Raw genomic sequence first — 23,983 nt, 5'->3', positions numbered from 1 at the left:
AGCATGAAGCAGACGCAATACGTGGCTCGCGAGCCCGATGCGCAAGGTTTTATCGACTACCCCGCCGAAGAACACGCGGTGTGGAACACGCTGATTACTCGCCAACTGAAGGTGATCGAAGGACGTGCGTGCCAGGAATACCTGGACGGTATCGAAAAACTCGGTCTGCCCCACGACCGCATTCCGCAACTGGGCGAGATCAACAAGGTCCTCGGTGAAACCACCGGTTGGCAGGTTGCTCGCGTACCGGCGCTGATTCCCTTCCAGACCTTTTTCGAATTGCTCGCCAGCAAGCAGTTTCCAGTGGCTACGTTTATTCGTACCCGCGAAGAGCTGGATTACCTGCAAGAGCCGGACATTTTCCACGAGATCTTCGGCCACTGCCCGCTGCTGACCAATCCATGGTTCGCCGAATTCACCCACACCTACGGCAAACTCGGCCTGCAAGCGAGCAAGGAAGAACGCGTGTACCTCGCGCGCCTGTATTGGATGACCATTGAATTCGGCCTGGTCGACACGCCGCAAGGCCAACGCATCTACGGCGGCGGCATCCTGTCCTCACCGAAAGAGACCGTGTATTGCCTGTCGGATGAGCCTGAGCATCAAGCCTTCGACCCGCTGGAATGCATGCGCACCCCCTACCGCATCGACATTCTGCAACCCGTGTATTTCGCGCTGCCCAATCTCAAGCGCCTGTTCGACCTCGCCCACGAAGACATCATGGGCATGGTCAAGCAAGCCATGCAGATGGGGCTGCACGCACCGAAATTTCCGCCTAAACCAAAAGCCGCGTGATCCGCCGCTTTTAGAATCAAGTGAGCCTGTCAGAAACCCACGCGATGCATTAGCGTGGTGTGCCTGACGGCCGATTTTCCAACATTCGATTTCAGGAACACATCATGACCGCTCTCACCCAAGCCCATTGCGAAGCCTGCCGCGCCGATGCTCCACAAGTCAGCGACGAAGAACTGCCGATCCTGATCAAACAGATCCCGGATTGGAACATCGAAGTTCGCGACGGCATCATGCAGCTGGAAAAGATTTTCCTGTTCAAGAACTTCAAACACGCGCTGGCGTTCACCAACGCTGTTGGTGAAATCTCCGAGGCCGAAGGTCACCACCCGGGCCTGCTGACCGAGTGGGGCAAAGTCACCGTGACCTGGTGGAGCCACTCCATCAAAGGTCTGCACCGCAACGACTTCATCATGGCCGCGCGCACTGACATCGTTGCCAAGGACGCCGAGGGCCGCAAGTAATGCACTTCGACGCCATTGGCCGCGTGCCCGGCGACCCGATCCTGGGCCTGATGGAGGCTTATGCGCAGGACCCGAACCCACGCAAGTTCGACCTCGGTGTGGGCGTCTATAAGGACGCCCAGGGCCTGACGCCGATTCCGCAGTCGGTGAAGCTCGCCGAAGCACGTCTGGTGGAGCGTCAAACCACCAAGACTTACATCGGCGGTCACGGCGAGCCGGCGTTCGGCAAAGCAATCAATGAGCTGGTACTCGGTGCCGACTCAAAACTGATCGCCGAGCAACGCGCCGGCGCTACCCAGACACCGGGTGGCACCGGAGCCTTGCGCCTCAGTGCAGACTTCATCGCTCAGTGCCTGCCGGGCCGTGGCGTGTGGTTGAGCAATCCGACCTGGCCGATCCACGAAACGATTTTCGCGGCCGCCAAGGTCAGGGTCAGCCACTACCCGTACGTGGGCAGTGACAACCGGCTCGACATTGACGGCATGCTCGCCGCACTCAACGAAGCGCCCAAGGGCGACGTGGTGTTGCTGCACGCCTGCTGCCATAACCCAACCGGGTTCGATCTGTCCCACGAGGATTGGCGCCGTGTGCTGGAGGTTGTGCGCAAACGCGAACTGCTGCCGCTGATCGACTTCGCCTACCAGGGCTTCGGCGATGGGCTGGAGCAGGATGCCTGGTCGACCCGGTTGTTCGCCGCCGAGTTGCCGGAAGTGCTGATCACCAGTTCCTGCTCGAAGAACTTCGGCTTGTACCGCGACCGCACCGGTGCGTTGATCGTCTGCGCCAAAACCGCCGACAAACTCATCGACATCCGCAGTCAACTGGCCAACATTGCCCGCAACTTGTGGTCGACGCCGCCGGACCACGGTGCTGCTGTGGTGGCAACCATCCTCGGCGACCCGGAGCTGAAAAGCCTTTGGGCCGATGAAGTGGAAACCATGCGCCTGCGGATCGCCCAACTGCGCAGCGGCCTGTTGGAAGCGCTCGAACCCCACGGTTTGCGCGAGCGATTTGCGCACATTGGCGAGCAGCGAGGGATGTTCTCCTACACCGGCCTATCGCCGGAGCAGGTGAAAAATCTGCGCGACCATCACAGCGTGTACATGGTCAGCTCGGGACGGGCCAACGTTGCGGGCATCGACGCCACACGCCTGGATTTACTGGCCGAGGCGATTGCCAACGTCTGCAAATAGCCTGAAACACTGCGACACCTCTTGTGGGAGCCAGCCTGCTGGCGATAGCGGTCTATCAGTCAACATCACCCCGCTTAAAAGATCGCAGCCTGCGGCAGCTCCTACAGGATTAACACCGATTCCATGTAGGAGCTGCCGCAGGCTGCGATCTTTGCTTTTCTGAAACAAACCTGTCTATACAACCCCATCCGTCGAAACAAACGGATATAAAAGTCCGATTGTCATTTTTACTGCTGTATCCTGCCCAGGCTTTTTTAAAAGCGCGGATCTACCAGATCTATCAACAGACTTAGCGAGGAGCGCAACCATGCACGAGATTCCTAATCTCCCCTTCCCAAGCCTGCACGTACCTGAGCAGACGACCACGCAACAAGCCGGCGCCCAGCAGCCCGAGCCCAAAGAAGCACCTGACAGCCGCAAGGCTGACAGCGAAGACTGAAACACCTGCCGTACAGACCGTGTGGAAAGCGCTAACATGCGCTTTCCACACTGCCTGAATTGAGCCCTTGACCATGACCGATGAATTTAGCGAAGCCCAGGCCAGCGTCCTGATCGGCACCGCCGAAAAAATGATCGAGATCTGGAATCGCCTCTCCCCCGAGAAACAGGCCGCTTTGCTCGAACGTTTCGGCACCGAAGAAAATGCTTTGGCCGCACTGGTGACCACGCAACTGGTGGCCCCTGCCAAGCCCGAATGACGCCGCCCGGCAAATAGTTTTACTTTTTCACAACCCACGACAACCAGCACCGCTATCATAAGCAGCCTATCTATCCTGCTTTACCGTGGACCTTTACCCATGTCTGAAAACCAGCGCCCCCTGGCGGTCACGCTGCAAGTTGTATCCATCGTCCTTTTTACCTTCATCGGCTACCTGAACATTGGCATCCCGCTCGCCGTATTGCCCGGTTATGTCCATAGCGACCTGGGCTTCGGTGCGGTGATCGCCGGCCTGGTGATCAGCGTGCAATACCTGGCCACCCTGCTCAGCCGCCCGTACGCCGGGAAAATCATCGACAACAAAGGCAGCAAACTGGCGGTCATGTACGGCCTCGCCGGTTGCGGTCTGAGTGGTGTGTTCATGCTGATTTCAGCCTGGACCCAAAGCCTGCCGATGCTCAGCCTGATCAGCCTGCTGATCGGTCGCCTGGTGTTGGGCAGCGCGGAAAGCCTGGTGGGTTCCGGTTCGATTGGTTGGGGCATCGGCCGGGTCGGCGCGGCGAATACCGCCAAGGTCATTTCGTGGAACGGCATCGCCAGTTACGGCGCACTGGCGGTCGGCGCGCCGCTGGGCGTGCTGCTGGTCAATCAAATGGGTTTGTGGAGCATGGGCGTGAGCATCGTGCTGCTGGCCGTGCTGGGCCTGCTGCTGGCCTGGCCGAAAACCGCCGCGCCGATCGTTGTCGGTGAGCGTTTGCCGTTCATGCATGTGCTCGGCCGCGTGCTGCCACACGGCTGTGGCCTGGCGTTGGGTTCGATTGGTTTCGGCACCATCGCCACGTTCATCACCCTGTATTACGCCACCCAGCAGTGGGACAACGCCGTGCTGTGCCTGAGCCTGTTCGGTGCCAGCTTCATCGGCGCGCGCCTGTTGTTCGGCAACCTGATCAACCGCCTCGGCGGTTTCCGGGTGGCGATTGCTTGTTTGTCGGTGGAAACCCTGGGCCTGTTGCTGCTGTGGCTGGCACCGGACGCGCACTGGGCGCTGGCAGGCGCGGCATTGAGCGGTTTCGGTTTCTCACTGGTGTTCCCGGCGCTGGGCGTTGAAGCGGTCAACCTCGTGCCGGCCTCCAGCCGTGGCGCGGCGGTGGGTGCTTACTCACTGTTCATCGATTTGTCACTGGGGATCACCGGACCGCTGGCCGGTGCGATTGCCGCCGGGTTCGGCTTTGCGTCGATCTTCCTGTTCGCCGCGCTCGCCGCACTCAGCGGCCTGGCGCTCAGCGTGTACTTGTACCGGCAGGCGCCGAAACAGCGTGAAACGCGGGACACGCGTTAGAAATCGACCTTGCCGCGCCCGGCCTTGATGTTGCCGCGCTTGCTCTTGGATTCGAGCCGACGGGTTTTCGAACCGAGGGTCGGCTTGGTCGGGCGACGTTTCTTTTCGACCTTGGTGGCGCTCTGTATCAGCTCGACCAGACGCTCGAGGGCGTCGGCGCGGTTCTGCTCCTGGGTCCGGTATTGCTGGGCCTTGATGATCAGCACGCCATCGCTGGTGATACGACTATCGCGCAGCGCCAGCAGCCGTTCCTTGTAGAACTCGGGCAACGACGAGGCCGGAATGTCGAAGCGCAGGTGCACGGCGCTCGACACCTTGTTGACGTTCTGCCCACCGGCGCCCTGGGCGCGAATGGCCGTCAACTCGATCTCGGCATCCGGCAGGTGCACGTTGTTGGAAATCACCAGCATGGAAAAGCGTCCGTATTCAGAGCGTGCAGGATAACGCGAATGATGGACTGACTGCCGATCGAACACTGTAGGAGCTGCCCAAGGTTGCGATTTTTTGATCCTGGCTTTGAAAAGAAAAGTCAAAAGATCGCAGCCTTCGGCAGCTCCTACGATGCGCCAGACGCAGAAACAACAAACCCGGCACTAGGCCGGGTTTGTTGTTTCTGGCGGAGTTACTCCGTCGCGGCCTGCAACGCACGCTGAGCAGTGCGCTTGTTCTTGATGCCGTAGCAAACCCACATGAACACGACCCATACCGGAATCGCGTACACCGAGATCTGGATCCCCGGGATCAACAGCATCACGCCAAGGATGAACACCACGAACGCCAGGCAGACGTAGTTCCCGTACGGGTACCACAAGGCCTTGAACAACGGCGTTTGCTTGGTTTTGTTCATGTGCTGGCGGAACTTGAAGTGCGAGAAGCTGATCATCGCCCAGTTGATCACCAGAGTGGCAACCACCAGCGACATCAACAGTTCCAGCGCGTGTTGCGGGATCAGGTAGTTCAGCAGAACGGCAATCAACGTCACCGCTGCCGAAGCCAGGATCGACCGCACCGGCACGCCGCGCTTGTCGATTTTCCCCAGTGCTTTCGGCGCATCGCCCTGCTCGGCCATGCCCAGCAGCATGCGGCTGTTGCAGTAGGTGCCGCTGTTGTACACCGACAATGCCGCGGTCAGGACCACAAAGTTGAGGATGTGCGCAGCGGTGTTGCTGCCCAGCATCGAGAACACCTGCACGAACGGGCTGCCGCTGTAGGAATCACCGGAGGCGTTCAGCGTGGTCAGCAGGCTGTCCCATGGGGTCAGCGACAGCAGGATCACCAGGGCACCGATGTAGAAAATCAGGATCCGGTAGATCACCTGGTTGATGGCTTTCGGGATCACGGTTTTCGGCTTGTCGGCTTCAGCGGCGGTGAAACCGAGCATTTCCAGGCCGCCGAAAGAGAACATGATGATCGCCATGGCCATCACCAGGCCGCTGACACCGTTCGGGAAGAAACCACCGTGGGACCACAGGTTGCTCACCGAGGCTTGCGGGCCGCCGTTACCGCTGACCAGCAAATAGCTGCCCAGGCCGATCATGCCGACAATCGCCACGACCTTGATGATCGCGAACCAGAATTCGGCCTCGCCAAACACTTTGACGTTGGCCAGGTTGATCGCGTTGATCAGCACGAAGAACGCTGCCGCCGTGGCCCAGGTCGGGATGTCCGGCGCCCAGTAGTGGATGTACTTGCCGACGGCGGTCAGCTCGGACATGCCCACGAGGATGTACAGGATCCAGCAGTTCCAGCCCGACAGGAAACCGGCGAAACCGCCCCAGTATTTGTGCGCGAAGTGGCTGAAGGAACCGGCCACCGGCTCTTCGACGATCATTTCGCCCAGTTGGCGCATGATCATGAAGGCAATGAAGCCGCAAATGGCGTAGCCGAGAATCATCGACGGCCCGGCGGATTTCAGGACCCCGGCCGAGCCGAGGAACAAACCGGTACCGATCGCGCCACCGAGGGCGATCAGTTGAATGTGGCGATTTTTCAGGCCGCGTTTCAGCTCGCCTGAATGCGAGTTTTGTCCACTCATGAAAAGGGTCTCACGCAAGGTTTGATGATGTTCAGAAGACGTTGCTGCTCAAGAAATGCGTTAAGCGGCACCGATCAAACCCCAGCGCAGGCACCAGGAGTTCAGCGTATTTACAACGGTCATGCGTCACCTGTTTGTTTTTATCTGTGACGAAATCGAACCCGACACGCTCGTGACGCGGCGGAGTGAACAAGGCGGATAGCCTTGAGGTTTGCGCAGATGCACAGGAGGTCACAGGTAAAACGCGCGCATTGTACACCGCTAACCCCCTGCTGCCAGACCCGCTGGACAAGCGTGTCTATGGCCGGGATTGCCTGTATCCGCCCCGAGCGACTCGGGCGGCTGCAAATACGGGGTCAGACCCTTGCGGATCCTTGACGGGGACGACAGAAAAACCATCCCGGATGGAGAAATGAAAACGGATTGCGGCGTTCATTGCGCCTCCTTTTTGTTATGCACCTGCACGACAGGCATGGCGCGCATAACACCTTGCTGGGGCCGAGGAAACAAGCGGGCTAGAGGGTTGGGAGGAGTAAAGAAGGCGTCGAGGCGTAAGCGATTTTTTACAGTATTCGGGGAGCGGTGAATTCAGAGGGAAACACGGTGTAATTCGTAAGGTTTTCTTTACGGAGCGTAAATTCGGGTTTCCACATAGGCGTCCGGGGTGCGGCGACTGGCGCTATCGCGAGCAGGCTCGCTCCCACATTTTGAACACCGTTCGCCCATGCAAACTCATTTCCCGGTAGGAGCGGTCTTGCCCGCGATGGCGTCCTCAAGAACGCTAGAGGGCTAAAGCCAGGCACAAAAAAACGCCAACCCGAGGGTTGGCGTTTTTTATGAAGCGCTTACCGATTACTCAGGCTTGCGACGGCCAAAACCAGGACGCTGGCCCGAACCGGCCGGTGCGCCACGGCGCTTGCCCGACGGCTTGTCACCGTCGACCAGGCTGATGCCAGGACGCTTCGACGCCGGCTTGGCCGGACGCTTGGTGTCGGCTGGACGATCCGCAACCGGCGTACCACGACCTTCGCCACGCTCGGTACGGCCATTGGCCGGACGCGGCGTACGCGGACCGCGCTCACCATCCTGACGGGCGGCCGGCTTGCGACCTGGACGCTCGCCTTCGATCTGCGGCTCGCGGCTGGCACGAGGCGCGGCAGGTGCGGTGGCAGCACCAGTGGCGGGACGCAAGGTGCGTACACGCTCGGTCTTGGCCATAGGCCGCGACGACTTGCGCTGCATCCGGTCAAGCTTGTCTTTGCTCTTGGCGTTCATCTGCGGCATGGCGACCGGCGTCAGACCAACCTCGGCACTCAGGATGTCGACTTCGTACTGGCTCATTTCGCGCCAGCGGCCCATCGGCAGGTCGGAGTTGAGGAACACCGGACCGAAACGCACGCGCTTCAGACGGCTGACCACCAGCCCCTGGGATTCCCACAGGCGACGAACTTCGCGGTTACGGCCTTCCATCACCACGCAGTGATACCAGTGGTTGAAACCTTCACCACCTGGCGCCTGTTTGATGTCGGTGAACTTCGCCGGGCCATCTTCCAGGACCACGCCAGCCTTCAAACGCTCGATCATCTCGTCATCGACTTCGCCACGCACACGCACCGCGTATTCACGGTCCATCTCGTAGGAAGGATGCATCAGGCGGTTGGCCAGCTCACCGTCGGTGGTGAACATCAGCAAACCGGTGGTGTTGATGTCCAGACGACCGATGTTGATCCAGCGGCCTTCTTTCGGCTTTGGCATCTTGTCGAACACGGTCGGACGACCTTCCGGGTCGACACGGGTGCAGATCTCGCCATCGGGCTTGTTGTACATGATCACGCGGCGGACCGACTCGGCGGCCTCTTCGCGCTTGATCACCTTGCCATCGATGGTGATGGCGTCGTGCATGTCGACGCGCTGACCAAGGGTGGCGTCTTTGCCATTGACCTTGATGCGGCCGTGGCTGATCCAGGCTTCCACGTCACGGCGCGAGCCGACGCCGATACGGGCGAGGACTTTCTGCAGCTTTTCGCCTGCTGGGCCGATTTCCTGGTCGTCTTTCTGGTCTTTGATACTCATCTGGGCACCTCCCGGTGTGTTCTGAAAACTGGGTACTTGGGCGAAGGGATCGCCGAAGGGTCGCGAATCATACGCGCATGCAGGCGTTTGCGCATCAGAGACTAGCTGATCAGGGCAAGGTTATTTGCTTTTCCGCCGATCGGTGGTGCTGTCTGTTAAGAGCAAGATTAAAAGATCGCAGCCTGCGGCAGCTCCTACATTGGAATGCGTTCCTCTGTACGGGCTGCCGCAGGCTGCGATCTTTTGACGCTTCAGTCTTCGAATTCGCGGCGTTCGGCTTCGATGGCTTCGGCCAGAGCCAGGGCTTCGGCTTCTTCGTCGCTTAATTCGGGCTCGGGTTTCGGTTGCTCCAGCGCGGCAACGGCAGCCAGGAGTTTTTCACGGGCTTCGGCCACGCCGAGGATGTCGTCGTCTTGGTCCGGCTCAATTTCCGGCTCAGGCTCGATCTGCAAAACTTCAGGTTCCGGCTCGATGTCGGGCTGCTCCGAATCAAACTCAGGCGCTACGCCATCGCGGAGTAAATCATCGAAGTCGGTCTTGATCCCCTCTTCCATGCTATCCAGTTCCAGCAGCAGCGTATGGAAACTGGTCTCCTCTTTAGGTTCTTCCGGCTCGGCGCTGGCATCGGCCAATTCTTGCAACGCAGCCGGTACCGGCGCGTCGTCGAAATCGAGCACCGGGTCGGGTTCCAGTTCACGCAGCTCCGCCAACGGCGGCAGGTCGTCGAGGTTTTTCAGGTTGAAGTGATCGAGAAACGCCTTGGTGGTGGCGAACATGGCCGGTTTGCCCGGCACGTCGCGGTAACCGACGATGCGAATCCACTCGCGCTCCATCAGTGTCTTGACGATCTGGCTGTTGACCGCCACACCCCGCACATCTTCAATTTCGCCGCGGGTGATCGGCTGCCGATAGGCGATCAGCGCGATGGTTTCGAGCATGGCCCGCGAGTAACGCTGCGGCCGCTCTTCCCACAAACGCCCGACCCACGGCGAAAACTTTTCGCGGATTTGCAGACGATAACCGGAAGCGACTTCCTTCAGCTCATACGCACGGCCATCGCAGGATTTACCCAGGATGGTCAGGGCTTTCTTGAAAACCGCCGGGTCCGGGCGCTCGGCTTCTTCGAAGAGTTCGAACAGACGTTCCAGGGATTGCGGCTTTCCCGAGGCCAACAGAAAGGCTTCAAGCAATGGCGCCAGCTCGCGGGGTTCACTCAGGTTCATGATTAAACTCGTTATTCGGCTCGGGCTCGCACATGGATCGCGGCGAACGGCTCATTCTGCACCAACTCGACCAAGGATTCCTTGACCAGTTCGAGAATCGCCATGAACGTCACGACAACCCCCAAGCGCCCTTCTTCAGCGGTGAACAGTTCGACAAACGGCACAAAGCCGCCGCCCTTGAGCCGTTCCAGCACATCGCTCATGCGCTCGCGGGTGGACAGGGCTTCGCGGCTGACCTGATGGCTTTCGAACATGTCGCCTCGGCGCAGCACCTCGGCCATCGACATCAACAGCTCTGACAAGCGCACATCCGGCAACAGCTTGCGCGCCCGGGCCTCCGGTGCATCGAGCTTGGGCACCACCACGTCGCGACCGACGCGGCTCAGGCCGTCGATGCCTTCGGCGGCAGCCTTGAACCGCTCGTACTCCTGCAAGCGACGGATCAGTTCGGCGCGCGGGTCGTCTTCCTCGTCTTCGACGGTTTCGGCCCGCGGCAGCAGCATCCGCGACTTGATCTCGGCGAGCATTGCGGCCATCACCAGATATTCGGCCGCCAACTCCAGGCGCACCGACTGCATCAGCTCGACGTAGCCCATGTACTGGCGGGTGATTTCCGCCACCGGGATGTCGAGGATGTTGATGTTCTGTTTGCGGATCAGGTACAGCAGCAGGTCGAGCGGGCCTTCGAAGGCCTCGAGAAAGACTTCCAGCGCATCCGGTGGAATGTACAGGTCCAGCGGCATTTCCATGACCGCCTGGCCATAGACCATGGCGAAGGGCAGCTCTTGCTGGGCTCCGGCCTGACTGTCGACGGGTTCTACTGCTGACATCTATGCCTCGGCCATGAACGGCGCAGGATCGCCGCACCCGACACGGATCACTTCCGGCTCGCCATCGGCGAGGTTGATCACCGTGGAAGCCTTGATCCCGCCGAAGCCGCCGTCGATGATCAGATCGACCTGATGCTCAAGCAATTGGCGCATTTCGTAGGGATCAAACATCGGGTCGGTTTCACCGGGCATGATCAGGCTCACGCTCATCAACGGCTCGCCGAGTTGGTCCAGCAGCGCCAAAGCGATGGGATGGCTCGGCACTCGCAGGCCGATGGTGCGTTTTTTCGGGTGCAACAACAGCCGCGGGACTTCGCGGGTGGCGTTGAGAATGAAGGTATACGGCCCCGGCAAGTGCGCCTTGAGAATGCGGAAGGTGCCGGTGTCGATCTTGGCGAACAGGCCCAGTTGCGACAGGTCGCTGCAGATCAATGCAAAGTTGTGCTTTTCATCCAGCCCGCGCAATCGGCGCACCCGTTCCACGGCCTCTTTGTCGCCGATCTGGCAACCTATGGCGTAGGAAGAGTCTGTGGGGTAAATCACCACCCCGCCTTTGCGGATGATCTCGACTGCCTGTTTGATCAGGCGCGCTTGCGGGTTTTCCGGATGAATCTGGAAAAATTGACTCACATTCTCTACCTGTTCAGACGGCGGCAATAACTGGGTCATGTTTGAATCGGCACCACAGGGGTGGCAGATCCTCCGGGAGCGGGCGGTACTCACCGATTTCCGACCACCCGCCGGGGCCATGAAAATCGCTGCCGGCGCTGACCAGCAGACCGAACTCGCGGGCCAGAATGGCCAGGCTGCCCACCTGTTCGGCGGGTTGGTGACCATTGACCACTTCGATCGCGTGGCCCCCTGCTTGAATATAGTCGGCAATCAGGCGGCGACGTTTGCTGCGAGTGAATTCGTAATGCCAAGGGTGAGCCAGGCTGACCCAGGCCTTGGCCGCGCGCAGGGTTTCGACGGTTTCTTCCAATGTCGGCCAGTGCTGCTTGACGTCTCCCAGCTTGCCGGCGCCCAGCCATTTGCGAAACGCTTCAGCGCGATCCTTTACCAAACCTTCGCGCACCATCCAGTCGGCAAAGTGCGGCCGGGCCGGTGCGTTGCCGCTGTCGCCCAGTTCCTGCTGGATCTGCCGGGCGCCTTCCAGCGCGCCGGGCATGCCCTTGAGCGCTAGTTTGCGGCTTATTTCTTCGGACCGTAGCCAGCGGCCATCGTGCAATTTGGCAATCGCTTCGACCAACGGCGCGGCATTGACGTCGAAACCGTAGCCCAGCACATGAATGGTCGCCCCGCCCCAGGTGCAGGACAATTCGACGCCATTGACCAGTTGCATGCCCAGCGCGTTCGCCGCTTCGCGGGCTTCAGCGATGCCTTCGAGGGTATCGTGATCGGTCAAGGCCAGGACTCGCACGCCTTTCTCGAACGCACGCGCAACCAGTACCGCAGGCGCCAGGGCGCCATCGGAGGCCGTGCTATGGCAGTGCAAATCAACATTCACAGGGCTTTGTAACCTCAAATCAGCTGGCGCTATCGCGCGCCCATATGTTTGTTATTATGCCGCCACATCCTGCTTCTGGCTGCCACTGTGAAACAATTCATCGATTTCATCCCGCTCCTGCTGTTTTTCATCGTTTTCAAAATCGATCCACGGGTCGTCGACATCGCCGGCCACGAGATAACTGTAGGCGGTATTTACAGCGCCACCGCGATGCTGATCATCAGTTCGCTGGTGGTCTACGGCACGCTGTTCATCAAACAGCGCAAGCTGGAGAAGAGCCAGTGGCTGACCCTTATCGCCTGCCTGGTCTTCGGTAGCCTGACCCTGGCCTTCCACAGCGAAACCTTCCTCAAGTGGAAAGCGCCGGTGGTCAACTGGCTGTTCGCCCTGGGTTTCATCGGCAGCCACTTCATCGGTGACCGCCTGCTGATCAAGCGCATCATGGGCCACGCCCTGACCTTGCCGGATCCGGTCTGGACGCGCCTGAACATCGCCTGGATCGTGTTTTTCGTGTTTTGTGGTGCCGCCAACCTGTTCGTGGCGTTCACCTTCCAGAGCTACTGGGTCGACTTCAAGGTCTTCGGCAGCCTGGGCATGACTTTGCTGTTCCTGATCGGCCAGGGCATCTACCTGTCCCGTCACCTGCATGACGCCGATACCACATCGCCAAAAACCGAGGACTGACATGCTTTACGCAATCATTGCCACAGACGTCGCCAACTCCCTGGAAGCCCGCCTGGCCGCACGGCCTGCGCACCTTGAGCGTCTGCAAGTGCTCAAGGGTGAAGGCCGCATCGTTCTGGCCGGTCCACATCCGGCTGTCGACAGCAATGATCCGGGCGCAGCGGGTTTCACCGGCAGCCTGATCGTCGCCGAATTCGAGTCCCTGAGCGCGGCACAAGCCTGGGCCGATGCCGATCCGTACATCGCCGCAGGCGTCTACGCCAACGTTCTGGTCAAGCCGTTCAAGCAAGTCCTGCCATAACGCCCCCCCTACGCGATGAACCTTATCGGTTCATCGCGTTCTCAATCGCTCATTATTCTCGTTTGCCGGCCGACAACTTCCCAATACTCGTATTGGAATCAGGAGTCGCGATGCGCAAAGGTCCGTTGTGTCTGTTGTTGGTCACGTTGTCGATCATGGCCCCCGCCCACGGTGAAGACAGTGCCGAGGGTGGCTCTACGCCTTTGTCCCTGAGCGCCGGCAGCCAGATCAACGAGTTGCAACAACGCTTGAAAGAGAGCGAGCGGCAACGAGAAGAACTGAGCAAACAATTGCAGAGTGCCGATGGTGAACGCGAAAGCGCCCTGTTGACCCGGTTGCGCCAGGAGAACCAGCGCCTGAAGCTGCAACTCAAGGAAGCACAGGCCGGCAGTGCATTGCCGCGCTTGCTGACGGATCAGCAGCAGTGGTTCGTTATCGGCGCCGGGGTAGCGCTATTGGCCCTGCTCTGCGGTATCTTCGCCAGTGGTGCAAGTCGAAAACGTCGACAATGGCTAAATTGAGTGAGTCATGAGCGAGCTGTTACTAATTGATGATGATCAGGAGCTGTGTGAGCTCCTGAGCAGTTGGCTGAGCCAGGAAGGTTTTCAGGTTCGCGCCTGCCACGATGGCCAGAGCGCCCGCCGTGCGCTGGCCGAGACCTCGCCAGCCGCCGTGGTGCTGGATGTGATGCTGCCCGACGGCAGCGGCCTGGAACTGCTCAAGCAGTTGCGCAGCGACCACCCGGATTTGCCGGTGCTGATGCTGTCGGCCCGGGGCGAACCGCTGGACCGTATCCTCGGCCTGGAACTGGGCGCTGACGATTACCTGGCCAAACCCTGCGACCCACGGGAACTGACCGCCCGCCTGCGCGCCGTGTTGCGTCGCAGTCATCCGGCGGCGGTGTCCAGCCAGCTGGAACTGGGCGACCTGTGTTTCAGCCCAGTGCGCGGCGTGGTCAGCATCGATGAAAAAGAACTGACCCTGACGGTTTCCGAAAGCCGTCTGCTTGAAGCCCTGCTCAAGCAACCCGGCGAGCCACTGGACAAACAGGAACTCGCGCAAATCGCCCTCGGCCGCAAGCTGACCCTGTATGACCGCAGCCTGGACATGCACGTCAGCAACCTGCGCAAGAAGATCGGCCCGCACCCGGATGGCCGCCCGCGCATCGTGGCGCTGCGCAGCCGCGGCTATTACTACAGCCTCTGAACCGCTGCAGCAGCTGCCGAGCCTGCGAGGCTGCGTTCAGCTGCGAAGCAGTCGTGAAATCAGGCATCTCGCTCAATCAGGCAGTCTGTGCTGCCAGAATCTACGACGACTGCGTCGCCGGGCGCAGCCTCGCAGGCTCGGCAGCTGCTACAGGTTTGTCAGCAAGTCTCAAAATCATGTTTACCAAAGCTTTACGCTCCGCTGACCGCCGCTGACCTTGATCTCCGTAATCTGTACTCATCCGGAACGTACCGGGAATGAGACAAGGAGATTCACCATGCGCAAGACCCTTATCGCTCTGATGTTCGCTGCCGCCCTGCCAACCGTTGCCATGGCCATGCCTGAAGGCGCCGGTCCGATGGATGGACCGATGGATGGCCCGCGCCACGGCGGTCAGATGCACGGGACGCACGGTAAAGGCCCATACAGCCAGCTGGACCTGAGCCGCGAACAGCGCGAGCAGATTCGCAAAATCATGGGCGAGCAGATGCATGAACGTAAGCAAGTGGTCGACAAGTATCTGGAAAAGCTGTCGCCAGCCGACCAGAAAGCCATGAAAGATGAAATGGCGGCGAACCACAAAAAAGCCGAGGCTGATGTACGCAACTTGCTGAAACCGGATCAACAGAAGAAATTCGACGAGATTCAGAAAAAGCAGGCTGAACGACGCGCCGAGTGGGCCGAATTCAAGGCCTGGAAAGCGCAACAACCGCAAAAAGCGCAATAATGCGTTAACTCCGGACCCAACGGCTCAATACCGTTGGGTCTTATGTTTTTGATCTAATGTGGGAGCGGGCAAGCCCGCTCCCACACTGATCGGTGTTTGCTTGAGGACTTTCTGTGCGTTCATTGTTCTGGCGTATCCTGGCCAGCTTCTGGCTGGCCATCGCTCTGGTTGCTGGCTTGTCCATTTTGCTGGGGCACATGCTCAACCAAGATGCGTGGATTCTCAGCCGCCACCCGGGCCTCAACACCCTGGCTGAACAATGGACCCAAACCTACGAAGCCCAAGGCGAGGATGCGGCCCAGGAGCTTCTTCAGGAACGCAAACGCCAGTATCACATCGACGTTCAGGTGCTCAACGAAAGCGGCGACCCGGTAGTCCGCGGCACCTTCCCGCGCCGTGCCGCGGCGTTCGAAGCACGACAGAACAACGATGACCGCCGCCTGCCATGGCGCCGCCTGACCGACGAATACACCAGCGAAAAAACCGGCGACACCTACCTGCTGATCTACCGCATTCCCCACCCGGAACTCGACGCCTGGCACCGCGAAAGCCTGCTCTGGCCCTTGAGTGCGTTGGGCATTGCGCTGGTGGTGCTGACGCTGTTCAGCCTGCTGGTGACCTTTTCCATCACCCGCCCGCTCAGTCGTTTGCGCGGTGCGGTGCATGACTTGGGGCAAACCACCTATCAACAGAACAGCTTGGTCAAACTGGCCAACCGCCGCGATGAATTCGGCGTGCTGGCCAACGACTTCAACCGCATGGGCGCGCGGCTGCAAAGCCTGATCGGCAGCCAGCGGCAATTGCTGCGGGACGTCTCCCACGAACTGCGCTCGCCCCTCGCACGCCTGCGTATTGCACTGGCATTGGCCGAACGGGCCACGCCTGAAGAACGGGAAAAACTCTGGCCACGCCTGACCCGTGAGTGCGACCGGCTCGAAGCATTGATCAGTGAAATTCTGGTGTTGGCGCGGGTCGATGCCGATAACGCCAGCGCGGAAGAGGTGGATCTCAACGCGTTGCTCAATACGCTGCAAAAGGACGCTCAGTTGGGCTCGCCCGAGCAGCTCGTGCACCTGGAAACCGAACCGCAATTGAATCTCACCGGTTGGCCGACCATGATCGAGCGCGCCGTGGACAACCTGCTGCGCAATGCCCAGCGCTTTAATCCGTCAGGCGGGCTGCCGATTGAAATGCAGGCGCTGCGCCATGGCGAGAAAATAGTCGTGACCGTGCGCGATCACGGCCCGGGGGTGAACGCCGAATACTTGAATCAGCTCGGTGAGCCGTTCTATAGGGCGCCCGGCCAGACAGCCGCCGGACACGGACTGGGCCTGGCCATTGCGCGACGTGCGGCGGAGCGGCATGGCGGCAGCCTGGTCCTGGCCAATCATCCGGAAGGCGGGTTCATTGCCAGCCTGGAGTTTCCGTTGGCGCCGGGGGCTGTCGTCCAGCCTTGAAAATAGTGGTGATGCCAAAGATCGCAGCCTCGTTGCACTCGTCAGCTCCTACGAGGTTTTGTGCCCCCCTGTAGGAGCTGTCGAGTGCAACGAGGCTGCGATCTGTTGATCTTCAGACCTTACCGGACCAAGCGCTGACAAACTCGGCCAGGTCGACTTTCTCCGCCACACGCGGTTCTTTCTGCGGCGTGCCGAGGTACAGGAAAGCGATCACCTCTTCCCCTTCCGCCAGCCCCAAGCCCTTGGCCACATGCGGCGAGTAAGCCAGGTCACCGGTGCGCCACACTGCGCCAATACCTTGCGCGTAAGCCGCCAGCAAAATCCCGTGGGCTGCACACCCCGCTGCCAGCAATTGCTCGGACTTCGGATACTTGATGTGCTCCTGCACTTTAGCGATCACGACCACCACCAACGGCGCCCGCAGCGGGCCATTGCGAGCCTTGTCGATGGCCGCTTCGGTGACTTCGCTGTCCTGCAGTTTTGCAGCTTCAGCCAGCAACTCGCCCATTTGCTCGCGCGCCGCGCCTTCAACCGTCAGAAACCGCCAAGGCTGCAAGTGGCCGTGGTCCGGTGCGCGCATGGCGGCGGCGAACAGCACTTCACGCTGCTCGGCACTGGGTGCCGGATCAAGCAGTCGTGGAACGGAAACACGGTTGAGCAAAGCGTCGAGAGCCTGCATCGGCCACCTCCAGAAAAAATTGTGCGGCTATTCTAGCTGTAACTACTCTGGCAGTGCGGTTTACATGCCCTGCCCCGCAGGTAGAATGGCGCCCTTCCCTATTTCAGCCCGAGCGGACTTCATGGCGTTGCCGACCTTACGTCTCATTGGTTTCATCATCGGCATCTTCCTGATCACGCTGGCTATCGCCATGGTCGTGCCCATGGCCACGCTGGTGATCTTCGAACGCACCGGCGACCTGCCGTCATTCCTCTGGGCCAGCATGATCACCTTTGTCGCCGGCCTCGCCCTGGTCATCCCCGGACGCCCCGAGCACGTTCACCTGCGGCCACGGGACATGTACCTGTTGACCGTCAGCAGCTGGCTGGTGGTGTGCATCTTCGCCGCCCTGCCGTTTTTGCTGACCCAGCACATCAGTTACACCGACTCGTTTTTTGAAAGCATGTCGGGCATCACCGCCACCGGTTCAACCGTGCTCAATGGCCTGGACAACATGTCCCCCGGCATCCTGATGTGGCGCTCATTGCTACACTGGATCGGCGGCATCGGGTTTATCGGCATGGCGGTCGCGATTCTGCCGCTGCTGCGGATCGGTGGCATGCGGTTGTTTCAGACCGAATCGTCGGACCGCTCCGAAAAAGTCATGCCCCGTTCGCACATGGTGGCGCGCCTGATCGTTGCCGCGTATGTCGGCATCACCATACTCGGCAGCCTGGCCTTCTGGTGGGCCGGGATGAGCCCGTTCGACGCGATCAACCATGCGATGTCGGCGATCTCCACCGGCGGTTTCTCCACCTCGGACCAGTCCCTGGCCAAGTGGACGCAACCAGCGGTGCATTGGGTGGCGATCGTCATCATGATTCTCGGTAGCCTGCCGTTCACCCTGTACGTGGCGACCCTGCGCGGCAACCGCCGAGCGTTGATCAAGGATCAGCAGGTGCAAGGTTTGCTGGGCATGTTGCTGGTGACCTGGCTGGTGCTCGGCACCTGGTACTGGTGGACCACCAAGCTGCACTGGCTGGAAGCGTTGCGGCATGTGGCGCTGAACGTGACCTCGGTGGTCACCACCACCGGTTTCGCGCTAGGGGACTACAGCTTGTGGGGCAACTTCTCGCTGATGTTGTTCTTCTATCTGGGTTTCGTCGGTGGCTGCTCGGGCTCGACTGCGGGCGGGATCAAGATTTTCCGTTTCCAGGTGGCCTACATCCTGCTCAAGGCCAACCTCAACCAACTGATTCACCCGCGCGCCGTGATCAAACAGAAGTACAACGGTCACCGCCTCGACGAAGAAATCGTCCGTTCGATTCTGACCTTTTCGTTCTTCTTCGCCATTACCATCTGCGTGATCGCGCTGCTGCTGTCGCTGCTGGGCGTGGACTGGATGACCGCCCTGACCGGCGCCGCCAGTACCGTGTCGGGCGTCGGCCCGGGCCTGGGCGAAACCATCGGCCCGGCAGGCAACTTTGCCACCTTGCCGGACGCCGCCAAGTGGATTCTCTCGTTCGGCATGCTCCTTGGCCGACTGGAGATCATCACTGTGTTTGTGTTGTGTATTCCGGCGTTCTGGCGCCATTGACCACCGCTGGCGTTTGCAGCAGCCTCGCCCGGTACTCACCGGGCGTGGCGTCGAACCAGCGGCGGAAGGCGCGGAAGAAATTGCTCGGATCGGCAAACCCCAACAGGTAGGCGATTTCCAGCAAAGTCATGGTGGGTTGCGCCAGGTACTGTTCGGCCAGTTCACGCCGGGTGTCGTCGAGCAACGTCTGAAAACTCGTGCCTTCTTCCTGCAATCGTCGCTGCAGAGTGCGTTGTGACAGGTGCAGCGTTTGCGCCACGGCATCACGCTTGGGTTCGCCCTGGGGCAGCAAGCGGCACAACACCTGCCGCGCCTTGTGAGTGACGCGACTCTCGGAAAACCGCGCCAGGTATTCACCGGCAAAACGATCATGCAGCAACGCCATGGCTTCGTTGGCCGTCGGCAGCGGCGCTTCCATGTCGGCGCGTTCGAAGATCAGCGCATCGTAGGGCGCGTTGAACACCAGCGGCGCATGGAAGGCTTTTTTATAGGGTTCAAGGTCGGCGGGTTGGTCGCCCTGCACCAGCACCTTGCGCGGTTGTAATGTGCGCCCGGTCAGCCAGCCGCACAGCGCCAAGGCACAGGCCAGCGAGGCTTCGGCGCTCTGCCGGGTCGGCGGCAAATGATCGCCGTGCACCGTCAGAATCAGTGCGTAGCCTTCGTCCAGCAGACGGAAACTCAGGTCGGCACTTTCGGCGATGATGCGCTGGTATCGCACCAGGCGCTGAAAGCCTTCGGCCAGGGTCTGGCTGGACATCAAGGCGTAGCCCGCCACATGGAACGAGGCCGGTCGCACTACTTTGCCCATGTTCAGGCCAATCGCCGGGTTGCCGGACAGCTCAACCGCGCGTTGCCAGAGTCGTGTCATGGAATCTTGCGGGAAGCGCGCATCCGGATCATCCAGTGCCGCGTAGTCGAGCCCTAGCTGTTTGAACAGTACCCGGCAATCCAGGCCGTCCATTTCCAGTGCTTTGACAATCCCCATCGCCCAGCTTGCAGAAGTCGTTCTTTCGCTCATGTCGGTGTCTTACATGATGGCCGCGTGCTACGGCCCATTTCCGAAGGATACTAAAGTGGCGCCCATTGTCACTGGCTGATGCCAATGATCACTCTAGACTCAAATAAGCTACCCGCAGAACAACTTGCAGTCAGAACAATAACCACAGAGATCGCAGTCGTGGAAAACATCAAGCGTTTCAACAGCTTCGCTGAGTTTTACCCGTACTACCTCAGCGAACACAGCAACAGTACCTGCCGACGATTGCACTTTATCGGCACGACACTGGTTATTTTCATTCTGGCGCTGACCATCGGCCGAGGCGCGTGGATGCTGTTGTGGGCCTTGCCGTTGGCGGGATACACCTTTGCGTGGGTTGGGCATTTCTTCTTCGAGAAGAACCGCCCCGCCACCTTTCAGCACCCTTTCTACAGCCTGCTCGGTGATTTCGTCATGTACCGCGACATGATTCTGGGGCGCGTGCCGTTCTAGTTCACCCGAGGGATTGCCGATGAATGCCAACGCTCGTTTCACCCATATGAAAGACGGCACGCAAGAAGACTGGGCGATCATCGCCGCGGACTTCAGTGCCTACGCCCGCCAATTGCCGGCCCGTATCGCGGCGCACCTGAAGTTACTGGAAGGTGACTTTGGCGGCTTTCCCGTGGATCGCCTGACCCATTCGCTGCAAACCGCTACCCGCGCCTGGCGGGATGGCCGAGATGAAGAATACGTGGTCTGCGCCCTGCTCCACGACATCGGCGATACCCTGGGTTCCTATAACCACCCGGATATAGCGGCGGCGATCCTCAAGCCATTTGTCAGCGCCGAGAACCTGTGGATGGTGGAAAAGCACGGGATTTTCCAGGGCTACTACTTCTTCCATCACCTGGGCATGGACCGGCATCTGCGCGAGCAATACAAGGAGCATCCGCAGTATCAGCCGACCATCGAGTTTTGCGCCAAGTACGATGCCGCGGCATTCGACCCGGCCTATGACACGCTGCCGCTGAGCTTTTTCGAGCCGATGATGGAGCGGTTGTTTGCGCAGCCGAAAAACTCGATTTACAAGGCGGCGATGGAAGAGCATTTGCCGGCTTAAGATCAAAAGATCGCAGCCTTCGGCAGCTCCTACATGAGATCGCGTTATCCCTTGTAGGAGCTGCCGAAGGCTGCGATCTTTTGATTTTTCCTCAAGCCAATTCTGCGACTTTAGCCGCCTTCAACTGCGCCGCCCGCGCCTGTACATCGGCCAGACGATACAACTCGATCGTGCCGTCCCAGTGCTCGATCAACGCCGTGCACGATTCCACCCAATCGCCGCAATTGAGGTAGTCCACCTCGCCGACCTTGCGGATCTCGGCATGGTGAATGTGCCCACACACCACGCCATGCAGCTCACGCTTGACGCACTCATGGGCGATGGCTTCTTCAAAGTCGCTGATGAAACTGACTGCGGTTTTGACCTTGTGCTTGAGATACGCCGACAGCGACCAATAGCCGTAGCCATATCGCGCACGCCAGTGGTTGAGCCAACGGTTGAGGGTCAGGGTGAACTCGTACGCCGAGTCGCCGAGAAACGCCAGCCAGCGGTGGTAGCGGGTAATCACGTCGAACTGGTCGCCGTGAATCACCAACAGATGCCGGCCGTCCGCTGTCACGTGCACCGCTTCGTCCACCAACTGGATGTTGCCCAGTATCAGTTTGGAGTAGCGACGCAGGAACTCGTCGTGGTTACCGGTGACATAAATCACCTCGGTGCCGCGCTTGCTCATGGTCAGCAGGCGCCGGATCACATTGGTGTGCGCCTGGGGCCAATACATGCCGCCGCGCAGTTTCCAGCCGTCGATGATGTCGCCAACCAGGTAGATCTTGTCTGCGTGGTAACCCTTGAGAAACTGTGACAAGTGCTCGGCCTGGCAATCGCGCGTGCCCAGATGCACGTCGGAAATCCATAAGGTCCGCACACGTTGCTTACGGCTGGGTTTGGCGAGCTCGGCGCTGGTCATGGGCAACCCTCAGGACAAGTTTTGGCAAGCTTGCGCCGGTCGGGTTAATGGCCCATGACAGACGCAAGTCAGTCGTGTGACAACGCGCTTGGGCCGCACCGTAGTAGACTGGCGCCCAGAACCGGGAGACCCGCAATGAGACCGATCCTCACCCTGCGCCAATACACCGAAGACCTGATCGTCCACAGCCACGAACACGCGCAATTGGTGTTCGGGCTGTCGGGTGCGCTGGATTTCGAGGTCGACGGGCGCGGCAGTCAGGTGGTCCAGCAAAGTTTCGTGGTCATTCCGTCGGGGTTTCATCACGCCTGCGGCAGTCCCAATGGCAGTCGTTGCCTGGTCCTGGACGTACCCGGCGATCAATGGATTGGCCAGTCTCTGGGCGAGCATGCCGAGGCCAGTCGACGCTTGCTCGACAACGCCGGTCGGCTGTCGCTGGACGCCGGGCAGAGCCAACTGGTCGACTGGCTGGCCAACAGCAAGGTCGATGACCCGCTGATCGCACAACAAGGCGCGGTGCTGTTGCTGGCCAGTCTCAACAACGCCAGGCCCGACAGTGTCGGCGGCCGACGCTTGCCCTACGCGGCGCTGAATGCGCACATTGACCAATACGCCGCCTACCCGCTGCAAGTCGCCGATCTGGCGCGCGTGGCCGGCCTCTCCAGCGCCCGTCTGCATGCGCGGTTCGTGGCTGAATGCGGGCAGACGCCGATGGACTACATTCGTAGTCGACGCCTGCACAAGGCCGTGGGGTTACTGCGCAGTTCGCAACTGCCCATCGGCGAAATTGCCTGCCGGGTCGGCTACAGCTCCCAAAGTGCTTTTGCCGCTGCGGTGCTGCGCGAGTTCGGCGCCTCACCGGGCAAACTGCGGCGCGAGGCTGGCGACAAATAACGCGAGTCTGGCGACAGACAGGGCTGCCGCTACACGGTTCAATGTAGAAGCTGCCGCAGGCTGCGATCTTTTGATTTTTTGCTTTGTGCGATCCAGATCAAAAGATCGCAGCCTGCGGCAGCTCCTACCTGTCTATTGATTGTTAAGGATTGCCATGACTCCCCGTACCGCCCTTGGCGCCCTGCATATCGGCGCACTGATGTTCGGCCTGACCGGTGTGTTCGGCAAACTCGCCGCCGCGTCACCGGCCGTCATCGTCTTCGGCCGGGCTGCGTTCGCGGTGTTGGCGCTGGCATTCTTTGCCCGGTTTGCCAGCAACACGCGCTGGCAGAAACTCGAAGCCGTGGACGTACGTCGGCTGTTGCTCAGCGGCCTGTTGCTGGCCGGGCATTGGGTGAGTTTCTTCATTTCGGTGAAGGTCGCCGGCGTGGCGATTGCGACGTTGGGCTTTGCCAGTTTTCCGGCCTTCACCGTGATCCTCGAAGGGCTGATTTTCCGTGAGCGTATCCGCGCCAATGAAATCGTGCTGGTAGCGCTGGTCAGCGTGGGTCTGGTGCTGGTCACGCCTGAATTCGATCTGGCCAGCGGTGCCACCACCGGCCTGCTATGGTCGGTGCTTTCCGGCTTGCTGTTCTCCCTGTTGTCGCTGACCAACCGTGCCAGCTCCGCACGCATCCCGCCGGTGCAGGCAGCATTGTGTCAGAACGTGGTAGTCGGCTTGTGCCTGCTGCCGGCAGCGGCACCTCACTTGAGCGAGGTGCGCGCCATCGATTGGCTGTGGATCGGCCTGCTCGGCGTGTTCTGCACCGGTGTCGCCCACAGCCTGTTCGTCGCCAGCCTGGCCGTGATCAAGGCACGCACCGCCGCCGTGGTGTTTGCCCTGGAGCCGGTGTACGGCATCACCATGGCCTGGCTGTTGTTCAATGAAAACCCAACCCTGCGCATGCTGCTCGGCGGTGCGTTGATCATTGTCGCGATCGTGGTGTCGAGCAGGCTCTCGGGCGGTTCAAGCCGCAAAGCGGTGGCGGCAGAAGCCGCCTCTCACTGAGTGCGGTCGTTGTGCCCCAGGTCACGGTCCGGATCAATCTGATCGCGGACCCGTTGCTTGAGCACCTTGGCCTCAGGGAAGCCGCCGTCAGCCTTGCGCTCCCAGATCTGCACATCGTCACAAAAAACATGAAAGACCCCGCCCGTTCCCGGCACCAGGGACACCTTGCCCAAGTCGTCGCCAAAGGTACTGAGCAGTTCCTGCGCCAGCCACGCGGCACGCAACAGCCATTGGCATTGGGTGCAATAGGTGATGATGATTTCCGGTTTATCCGCGTTCATGACAGGCATA

Annotated in this window: 28 protein-coding genes; 17 read left to right on the top strand and 11 right to left on the bottom strand. The window is 60.2% G+C overall.

Going from position 1 to position 23,983, the window contains the following annotated elements:
- The first annotated feature begins 3 nt into the window (after positions 1-3).
- From phhA to KVG88_RS11135, 6 genes are all read left to right on the top strand, one after another.
- Positions 4-795 carry a phenylalanine 4-monooxygenase gene (gene phhA, locus KVG88_RS11155; protein ID WP_150704797.1) on the top strand — a complete coding sequence of 264 codons (792 nt, stop codon included), beginning with the start codon at positions 4-6 and terminating at the stop codon, positions 793-795.
- Between the two features lie 104 nt (positions 796-899).
- Entirely contained in the window at positions 900-1,256 is a 357-nt protein-coding gene (locus KVG88_RS11150; RefSeq protein ID WP_056853042.1) for a 4a-hydroxytetrahydrobiopterin dehydratase, read from the top strand.
- A complete protein-coding gene (locus KVG88_RS11145; protein ID WP_217871359.1) occupies positions 1,256-2,449 on the top strand; it encodes an amino acid aminotransferase in 1,194 nt (397 codons plus the stop codon). Before KVG88_RS11150 ends, KVG88_RS11145 begins: the two co-directional genes overlap by 1 nt.
- 307 nt (positions 2,450-2,756) lie before the next feature.
- Positions 2,757-2,888 (top strand): hypothetical protein, encoded by a 132-nt coding sequence (locus KVG88_RS31185; RefSeq protein ID WP_263597392.1) that lies wholly within the window; start codon positions 2,757-2,759, stop codon positions 2,886-2,888.
- 73 nt (positions 2,889-2,961) lie between these two features.
- Positions 2,962-3,147: a hypothetical protein gene (locus KVG88_RS11140; RefSeq protein ID WP_217871358.1), complete on the top strand. Its 186-nt coding sequence runs from the start codon at positions 2,962-2,964 to the stop codon at positions 3,145-3,147.
- Between the two features lie 99 nt (positions 3,148-3,246).
- Complete coding sequence (locus KVG88_RS11135; protein ID WP_217871357.1) at positions 3,247-4,446, top strand: MFS transporter; 1,200 nt, start codon at positions 3,247-3,249, stop codon at positions 4,444-4,446.
- Here KVG88_RS11135 and arfB read toward each other — a convergent pair.
- The 7 genes from arfB to KVG88_RS11100 form a co-directional block, all read right to left on the bottom strand.
- Positions 4,443-4,856 carry an alternative ribosome rescue aminoacyl-tRNA hydrolase ArfB gene (gene arfB, locus KVG88_RS11130; protein ID WP_056853046.1) on the bottom strand — a complete coding sequence of 138 codons (414 nt, stop codon included), beginning with the start codon at positions 4,854-4,856 and terminating at the stop codon, positions 4,443-4,445. The two genes, KVG88_RS11135 and arfB, sit on opposite strands and share 4 nt — an antisense overlap.
- A 212-nt stretch (positions 4,857-5,068) precedes the next feature.
- Positions 5,069-6,481: an amino acid permease gene (locus KVG88_RS11125; RefSeq protein ID WP_150704793.1), complete on the bottom strand. Its 1,413-nt coding sequence runs from the start codon at positions 6,479-6,481 to the stop codon at positions 5,069-5,071.
- 852 nt (positions 6,482-7,333) lie between these two features.
- Positions 7,334-8,554, bottom strand: coding sequence for a 23S rRNA pseudouridine(2605) synthase RluB (gene rluB / locus KVG88_RS11120; RefSeq protein ID WP_150704792.1), 1,221 nt, complete (start codon positions 8,552-8,554; stop codon positions 7,334-7,336).
- 251 nt (positions 8,555-8,805) lie between these two features.
- A complete protein-coding gene (gene scpB / locus KVG88_RS11115) occupies positions 8,806-9,777 on the bottom strand; it encodes an SMC-Scp complex subunit ScpB (RefSeq protein WP_150704791.1) in 972 nt (323 codons plus the stop codon).
- An 11-nt stretch (positions 9,778-9,788) separates the two neighbouring features.
- A complete protein-coding gene (locus tag KVG88_RS11110) occupies positions 9,789-10,607 on the bottom strand; it encodes a segregation and condensation protein A (RefSeq protein ID WP_150704790.1) in 819 nt (272 codons plus the stop codon).
- A complete protein-coding gene (locus tag KVG88_RS11105; RefSeq protein ID WP_150704789.1) occupies positions 10,608-11,237 on the bottom strand; it encodes an L-threonylcarbamoyladenylate synthase in 630 nt (209 codons plus the stop codon).
- A gap of 13 nt (positions 11,238-11,250) precedes the next feature.
- Positions 11,251-12,114: a PHP domain-containing protein gene (locus KVG88_RS11100; protein ID WP_150704788.1), complete on the bottom strand. Its 864-nt coding sequence runs from the start codon at positions 12,112-12,114 to the stop codon at positions 11,251-11,253.
- 87 nt (positions 12,115-12,201) lie between these two features.
- Between KVG88_RS11100 and KVG88_RS11095 the strand changes: the two genes are divergently transcribed.
- The 6 genes from KVG88_RS11095 to KVG88_RS11070 all read left to right on the top strand — a co-directional run bounded on the left by KVG88_RS11095 (position 12,202) and on the right by KVG88_RS11070 (position 16,489).
- On the top strand, positions 12,202-12,798 hold the full coding sequence (locus tag KVG88_RS11095) for a septation protein A (RefSeq protein WP_150704787.1): 597 nt from the start codon (positions 12,202-12,204) through the stop codon (positions 12,796-12,798).
- Between the two features lies 1 nt (position 12,799).
- Positions 12,800-13,099: a YciI family protein gene (locus tag KVG88_RS11090; RefSeq protein WP_150704786.1), complete on the top strand. Its 300-nt coding sequence runs from the start codon at positions 12,800-12,802 to the stop codon at positions 13,097-13,099.
- A 110-nt stretch (positions 13,100-13,209) separates the two neighbouring features.
- Positions 13,210-13,620, top strand: coding sequence for an SH3 domain-containing protein (locus KVG88_RS11085; protein ID WP_150704785.1), 411 nt, complete (start codon positions 13,210-13,212; stop codon positions 13,618-13,620).
- 7 nt (positions 13,621-13,627) lie between these two features.
- On the top strand, positions 13,628-14,305 hold the full coding sequence (locus KVG88_RS11080) for a response regulator transcription factor (protein WP_056853056.1): 678 nt from the start codon (positions 13,628-13,630) through the stop codon (positions 14,303-14,305).
- Positions 14,306-14,582: 277 nt separating this feature from the next.
- On the top strand, positions 14,583-15,032 hold the full coding sequence (locus KVG88_RS11075) for a Spy/CpxP family protein refolding chaperone (RefSeq protein ID WP_150704420.1): 450 nt from the start codon (positions 14,583-14,585) through the stop codon (positions 15,030-15,032).
- A 113-nt stretch (positions 15,033-15,145) separates the two neighbouring features.
- A complete protein-coding gene (locus KVG88_RS11070; RefSeq protein WP_217871356.1) occupies positions 15,146-16,489 on the top strand; it encodes a sensor histidine kinase in 1,344 nt (447 codons plus the stop codon).
- A 112-nt stretch (positions 16,490-16,601) separates the two neighbouring features.
- Here the strand turns inward: KVG88_RS11070 and KVG88_RS11065 are convergent, their stop codons facing one another.
- The gene (locus tag KVG88_RS11065; protein WP_217871355.1) at positions 16,602-17,168 is read right to left on the bottom strand and encodes an NAD(P)H nitroreductase; all 567 of its coding nucleotides are present in this window, start codon (positions 17,166-17,168) and stop codon (positions 16,602-16,604) included.
- 121 nt (positions 17,169-17,289) lie between these two features.
- On the opposite strand from KVG88_RS11065, the gene KVG88_RS11060 reads away from it, so the two are divergent.
- On the top strand, positions 17,290-18,744 hold the full coding sequence (locus tag KVG88_RS11060) for a TrkH family potassium uptake protein (protein WP_150704417.1): 1,455 nt from the start codon (positions 17,290-17,292) through the stop codon (positions 18,742-18,744).
- On the opposite strand, the gene KVG88_RS11055 is transcribed toward KVG88_RS11060, so the two are convergent.
- Positions 18,701-19,762, bottom strand: coding sequence for an AraC family transcriptional regulator (locus KVG88_RS11055; protein ID WP_217871354.1), 1,062 nt, complete (start codon positions 19,760-19,762; stop codon positions 18,701-18,703). The genes KVG88_RS11060 and KVG88_RS11055 overlap by 44 nt on opposite strands.
- Positions 19,763-19,921: 159 nt before the next feature.
- Between KVG88_RS11055 and KVG88_RS11050 the strand changes: the two genes are divergently transcribed.
- Both KVG88_RS11050 and KVG88_RS11045 read left to right on the top strand, forming a co-directional pair.
- On the top strand, positions 19,922-20,233 hold the full coding sequence (locus KVG88_RS11050; protein ID WP_075948932.1) for an Mpo1-like protein: 312 nt from the start codon (positions 19,922-19,924) through the stop codon (positions 20,231-20,233).
- Positions 20,234-20,252: 19 nt separating this feature from the next.
- Positions 20,253-20,843: an HD domain-containing protein gene (locus KVG88_RS11045; protein WP_217871353.1), complete on the top strand. Its 591-nt coding sequence runs from the start codon at positions 20,253-20,255 to the stop codon at positions 20,841-20,843.
- A gap of 91 nt (positions 20,844-20,934) precedes the next feature.
- On the opposite strand, the gene KVG88_RS11040 is transcribed toward KVG88_RS11045, so the two are convergent.
- Entirely contained in the window at positions 20,935-21,750 is an 816-nt protein-coding gene (locus KVG88_RS11040) for a UDP-2,3-diacylglucosamine diphosphatase (RefSeq protein ID WP_217871352.1), read from the bottom strand.
- Between the two features lie 135 nt (positions 21,751-21,885).
- On the opposite strand from KVG88_RS11040, the gene KVG88_RS11035 reads away from it, so the two are divergent.
- Positions 21,886-22,644: a helix-turn-helix transcriptional regulator gene (locus KVG88_RS11035; RefSeq protein WP_150704413.1), complete on the top strand. Its 759-nt coding sequence runs from the start codon at positions 21,886-21,888 to the stop codon at positions 22,642-22,644.
- A gap of 154 nt (positions 22,645-22,798) precedes the next feature.
- Positions 22,799-23,692 (top strand): DMT family transporter, encoded by an 894-nt coding sequence (locus KVG88_RS11030; RefSeq protein WP_217871351.1) that lies wholly within the window; start codon positions 22,799-22,801, stop codon positions 23,690-23,692.
- Here the strand turns inward: KVG88_RS11030 and KVG88_RS11025 are convergent.
- Positions 23,686-23,973 carry an Rdx family protein gene (locus KVG88_RS11025; protein WP_150704411.1) on the bottom strand — a complete coding sequence of 96 codons (288 nt, stop codon included), beginning with the start codon at positions 23,971-23,973 and terminating at the stop codon, positions 23,686-23,688. The two genes, KVG88_RS11030 and KVG88_RS11025, sit on opposite strands and share 7 nt — an antisense overlap.
- Positions 23,974-23,983: the final 10 nt, after the last annotated feature.

Origin of the sequence: Pseudomonas azerbaijanoccidentalis, from assembly GCF_019145495.1 — a bacterium.
Taxonomy (GTDB): Bacteria; Pseudomonadota; Gammaproteobacteria; order Pseudomonadales; family Pseudomonadaceae; genus Aquipseudomonas; species Aquipseudomonas azerbaijanoccidentalis.
This window is presented reverse-complemented; position numbering and strand designations above follow the sequence as displayed.

Excerpts from the sequence above, each read along its gene's own strand:
- KVG88_RS11030 (WP_217871351.1), top strand. The coding sequence starts at position 22,799 with ATGACTCCCCGTACCGCCCTTGGCGCCCTGCATATCGGCGCACTGATG.
- KVG88_RS11150 (WP_056853042.1), top strand. The coding sequence starts at position 900 with ATGACCGCTCTCACCCAAGCCCATTGCGAAGCCTGCCGCGCCGATGCT.
- KVG88_RS11045 (WP_217871353.1), top strand. The coding sequence starts at position 20,253 with ATGAATGCCAACGCTCGTTTCACCCATATGAAAGACGGCACGCAAGAA.
- KVG88_RS11125 (WP_150704793.1), bottom strand. The coding sequence starts at position 6,481 with ATGAGTGGACAAAACTCGCATTCAGGCGAGCTGAAACGCGGCCTGAAA.
- phhA (WP_150704797.1), top strand. The coding sequence starts at position 4 with ATGAAGCAGACGCAATACGTGGCTCGCGAGCCCGATGCGCAAGGTTTT.
- arfB (WP_056853046.1), bottom strand. The coding sequence starts at position 4,856 with ATGCTGGTGATTTCCAACAACGTGCACCTGCCGGATGCCGAGATCGAG.
- KVG88_RS11080 (WP_056853056.1), top strand. The coding sequence starts at position 13,628 with ATGAGCGAGCTGTTACTAATTGATGATGATCAGGAGCTGTGTGAGCTC.
- KVG88_RS11135 (WP_217871357.1), top strand. The coding sequence starts at position 3,247 with ATGTCTGAAAACCAGCGCCCCCTGGCGGTCACGCTGCAAGTTGTATCC.
- KVG88_RS31185 (WP_263597392.1), top strand. The coding sequence starts at position 2,757 with ATGCACGAGATTCCTAATCTCCCCTTCCCAAGCCTGCACGTACCTGAG.
- KVG88_RS11055 (WP_217871354.1), bottom strand. The coding sequence starts at position 19,762 with ATGAGCGAAAGAACGACTTCTGCAAGCTGGGCGATGGGGATTGTCAAA.
- scpB (WP_150704791.1), bottom strand. The coding sequence starts at position 9,777 with ATGAACCTGAGTGAACCCCGCGAGCTGGCGCCATTGCTTGAAGCCTTT.
- KVG88_RS11065 (WP_217871355.1), bottom strand. The coding sequence starts at position 17,168 with ATGCAGGCTCTCGACGCTTTGCTCAACCGTGTTTCCGTTCCACGACTG.
- KVG88_RS11090 (WP_150704786.1), top strand. The coding sequence starts at position 12,800 with ATGCTTTACGCAATCATTGCCACAGACGTCGCCAACTCCCTGGAAGCC.
- KVG88_RS11085 (WP_150704785.1), top strand. The coding sequence starts at position 13,210 with ATGCGCAAAGGTCCGTTGTGTCTGTTGTTGGTCACGTTGTCGATCATG.
- rluB (WP_150704792.1), bottom strand. The coding sequence starts at position 8,554 with ATGAGTATCAAAGACCAGAAAGACGACCAGGAAATCGGCCCAGCAGGC.
- KVG88_RS11075 (WP_150704420.1), top strand. The coding sequence starts at position 14,583 with ATGCGCAAGACCCTTATCGCTCTGATGTTCGCTGCCGCCCTGCCAACC.
- KVG88_RS11145 (WP_217871359.1), top strand. The coding sequence starts at position 1,256 with ATGCACTTCGACGCCATTGGCCGCGTGCCCGGCGACCCGATCCTGGGC.
- KVG88_RS11060 (WP_150704417.1), top strand. The coding sequence starts at position 17,290 with ATGGCGTTGCCGACCTTACGTCTCATTGGTTTCATCATCGGCATCTTC.
- KVG88_RS11040 (WP_217871352.1), bottom strand. The coding sequence starts at position 21,750 with ATGACCAGCGCCGAGCTCGCCAAACCCAGCCGTAAGCAACGTGTGCGG.
- KVG88_RS11025 (WP_150704411.1), bottom strand. The coding sequence starts at position 23,973 with ATGAACGCGGATAAACCGGAAATCATCATCACCTATTGCACCCAATGC.
- KVG88_RS11110 (WP_150704790.1), bottom strand. The coding sequence starts at position 10,607 with ATGTCAGCAGTAGAACCCGTCGACAGTCAGGCCGGAGCCCAGCAAGAG.
- KVG88_RS11035 (WP_150704413.1), top strand. The coding sequence starts at position 21,886 with ATGAGACCGATCCTCACCCTGCGCCAATACACCGAAGACCTGATCGTC.
- KVG88_RS11140 (WP_217871358.1), top strand. The coding sequence starts at position 2,962 with ATGACCGATGAATTTAGCGAAGCCCAGGCCAGCGTCCTGATCGGCACC.